Origin of the sequence: Pseudomonas sp. SIMBA_068, assembly GCF_046534705.1 — a bacterium.
Lineage (GTDB): Bacteria > Pseudomonadota > Gammaproteobacteria > Pseudomonadales > Pseudomonadaceae > Aquipseudomonas > Aquipseudomonas putida.
The window spans coordinates 1-262 of sequence record NZ_JAWRYI010000789.1 but is presented as its reverse complement, the minus strand read 5'-3'; the positions used below and the strand labels follow the sequence as shown (position 1 = coordinate 262).

1 protein-coding gene is annotated in these 262 nt (G+C 68.3%); it reads left to right on the top strand.

The annotated features are described in order from the left end of the window. A partial coding sequence (locus SB756_RS31460) for an LrgB family protein (protein WP_410913422.1) occupies positions 1–262 on the top strand: 262 nt, incomplete at both ends.

Below are 262 nucleotides of genomic sequence, written 5' to 3'. Positions count from 1 at the left end.
CCGGTGACCGTCGCCTTCGCGGTGCCCATCTGGCAGCAGCGGGCGATGCTGGCGCGCCATTGGCCGGCGCTGATGGTGGGCATGGTCGCCGGCAGCAGTGCTTCGATCGCCAGTTCCTGGGGGCTGGCGCACCTGCTGGCGCTGGACAGCGCGACCAGCCTGTCGCTGGTGCCGCGTTCGATTACCACACCGTTTGCCATGCCGTTGGCCCATGACCTGGGGGGCGTACCAGAGCTGACAGCGGTGTTCGTGATGTTCACCG